Genomic DNA, 3,226 nt, shown 5'->3' on the forward strand with positions numbered 1-3,226 from the left:
TTCGATGTCTGCTGCAGTGTCTGTGTGTTGTTTCAGATACTGCACAGTGGACGCGTAGCTTCTTTGTTGGTAAGTCCTCGGCCGATTAGTACCAGTCACCTACACCCGTTACCGGGCTTCCAGTTCTGGCCTATCAACCCCATGGTCTGTGGGGGGCCTTAACCCTTCAAGAGGGTGAGAAACCTCATCTTGGAACAGGCTTCCCGCTTAGATGCTTTCAGCGGTTATCCCTTCCGAACGTAGCTAACCAGCGGTGCTCCTGGCGGAACAACTGGCACACCAGAGGTTCGTCCGTCCCGGTCCTCTCGTACTAGGGACAGCCTTCCTCAAGTTTCTGACGCGCGCGGCGGATAGAGACCGAACTGTCTCACGACGTTCTAAACCCAGCTCGCGTGCCGCTTTAATGGGCGAACAGCCCAACCCTTGGGACCTACTCCAGCCCCAGGATGCGACGAGCCGACATCGAGGTGCCAAACCATCCCGTCGATATGGACTCTTGGGGAAGATCAGCCTGTTATCCCCGGGGTACCTTTTATCCGTTGAGCGACACCGCTTCCACTTGCCGGTGCCGGATCACTAGTCCCGACTTTCGTCCCTGCTCGAGCTGTCGCTCTCACAGTCAAGCTCCCTTGTGCACTTGCACTCGACACCTGATTGCCAACCAGGCTGAGGGAACCTTTGGGCGCCTCCGTTACATTTTAGGAGGCAACCGCCCCAGTTAAACTACCCACCAGGCACTGTCCCTGAACCAGATCATGGTCCGAGGTTAGAAGTCCAATACGATCAGAGTGGTATTTCAACGATGACTCCACAAACACTGGCGTGCCCGCTTCACAGTCTCCCACCTATCCTACACAAACCGTACCGAACACCAATACCAAGCTATAGTGAAGGTCCCGGGGTCTTTTCGTCCTGCCGCGCGTAACGAGCATCTTTACTCGTAATGCAATTTCGCCGAGTCTGTGGTTGAGACAGCAGAGAAGTCGTTACGCCATTCGTGCAGGTCGGAACTTACCCGACAAGGAATTTCGCTACCTTAGGATGGTTATAGTTACCACCGCCGTTTACCGGGGCTTAAATTCTCAGCTTCGCGCCGAAGCGCTAACCGGTCCTCTTAACCTTCCGGCACCGGGCAGGCGTCAGTCCGTATACATCGTCTTACGACTTCGCACGGACCTGTGTTTTTAGTAAACAGTCGCTTCTCTCTGGTCTCTGCGACCCCACCCAGCTCAGACCGTAAAGGCCGTCACCAGGCGTGGTCCCCCTTCTCCCGAAGTTACGGGGGCATTTTGCCGAGTTCCTTAACCACAGTTCTCTCGATCGCCTTAGTATTCTCTACCTGACCACCTGTGTCGGTTTGGGGTACGGGCCGTGTACCAACTCACTAGAGGCTTTTCTCGGCAGCATAGGATCACTGAATTCGCCTCAATCGGCTACGCATCACCTCTCAGGCTATATGAACGGCGGATTTGCCTACCGTTCGCCCTACAGGCTTACACCAGTACAACCACTGACTGGCCCAGCTACCTTCCTGCGTCACCCCATCGCTTACCTACTACAACCCGGGTCGTATGCAGCCGCTTCCAGTCTCCCGAAGGAGATCCGTCCACATTTGGATACTTAGCAAAGCTGATTCGATATTTGGCGCGGATACACGGGTACGGGAATATCAACCCGTTGTCCATCGACTACGCCTGTCGGCCTCGCCTTAGGTCCCGACTCACCCTGGGCGGATTAACCTGGCCCAGGAACCCTTGGTCATTCGGCGGACGAGTTTCTCACTCGTCTTTCGCTACTCATGCCTGCATTCTCACTCGCGTCACCTCCACAACTGGATCACTCCGCTGCTTCCACGGTGACACGACGCTCCCCTACCCATCCAGACTCCTGGCCCGAAGGCGGGATAATGTCTGAATGCCGCGGCTTCGGCGGTGTACTTGAGCCCCGCTACATTGTCGGCGCAGAATCACTTGACCAGTGAGCTATTACGCACTCTTTCAAGGGTGGCTGCTTCTAAGCCAACCTCCTGGTTGTCTTCGCGACTCCACATCCTTTTCCACTTAGTACACGCTTAGGGGCCTTAGCCGGCGATCTGGGCTGTTTCCCTCTCGACTACGAAGCTTATCCCCCGCAGTCTCACTGCCGCGCTCTCACTCACCGGCATTCGGAGTTTGGCTGATTTCGGTAAGCTTGTAGGCCCCCTAGACCATCCAGTAGCTCTACCTCCGGTGAGAAACACGCGACGCTGCACCTAAATGCATTTCGGGGAGAACCAGCTATCACGGAGTTTGATTGGCCTTTCACCCCTACCCACAGCTCATCCCCTCAGTTTTCAACCTAAGTGGGTTCGGGCCTCCACGACGTCTTACCGTCGCTTCACCCTGGCCATGGGTAGATCACTCCGCTTCGGGTCTAGAACATGCGACTCCAAACGCCCTATTCGGACTCGCTTTCGCTACGGCTACCCCACACGGGTTAACCTCGCCACATGCCACTAACTCGCAGGCTCATTCTTCAAAAGGCACGCCATCACCCCACACTCAAAAGAGGAAGGCTCTGACGGATTGTAAGCGCACGGTTTCAGGTACTATTTCACTCCCCTCCCGGGGTACTTTTCACCTTTCCCTCACGGTACTAGTCCGCTATCGGTCACCAGGGAGTATTCAGGCTTATCGGGTGGTCCCGACAGATTCACAGCAGATTTCACGGGCCCGCTGCTACTCGGGTACTCACTACAAGAGCCGTTGAATTTTCGTCTACGGGATTCTCACCCTCTACGACAGGCCGTTCCAGACCACTTCGACTAACCCAACGGTTTCTGACTCTCGCTCCATCCGGCAGAATGAAGAAAATGAGCCCCACAACCCCAAAAACGCAACCCCTGCCGGGTATCACACGCTCCTGGTTTAGCCTCATCCGCTTTCGCTCGCCACTACTCACGGAATCACTGTTGTTTTCTCTTCCTGTGGGTACTGAGATGTTTCACTTCCCCACGTTCCCTCCACACACCCTATATATTCAGATGCGGGTAACACGACATCACTCGTGCTGGGTTTCCCCATTCGGAAATCCTCGGATCTCAGCTCGGTTGACAGCTCCCCGAGGCTTATCGCAGCCTCCTACGTCCTTCATCGGCTCCTGGTGCCAAGGCATCCACCGTACGCTCTTAAACACTTACTAACAAAGATGCTCGCGTCCACTGTGCAGTTCTCAAACAACACACAAA

Annotated in this window: 1 rRNA gene; it reads right to left on the reverse strand. The window is 55.2% G+C overall.

Going from position 1 to position 3,226, the window contains the following annotated elements:
- Positions 1-65: 65 nt before the first annotated feature.
- A 23S ribosomal RNA gene (locus ACGFNJ_RS44030) occupies positions 66-3,180 on the reverse strand.
- Positions 3,181-3,226 lie beyond the last annotated feature (46 nt).

Source organism: Nocardia sp. NPDC049149 (assembly GCF_043197455.1).
In the GTDB taxonomy this organism is placed as follows: domain Bacteria; phylum Actinomycetota; class Actinomycetes; order Mycobacteriales; family Mycobacteriaceae; genus Nocardia.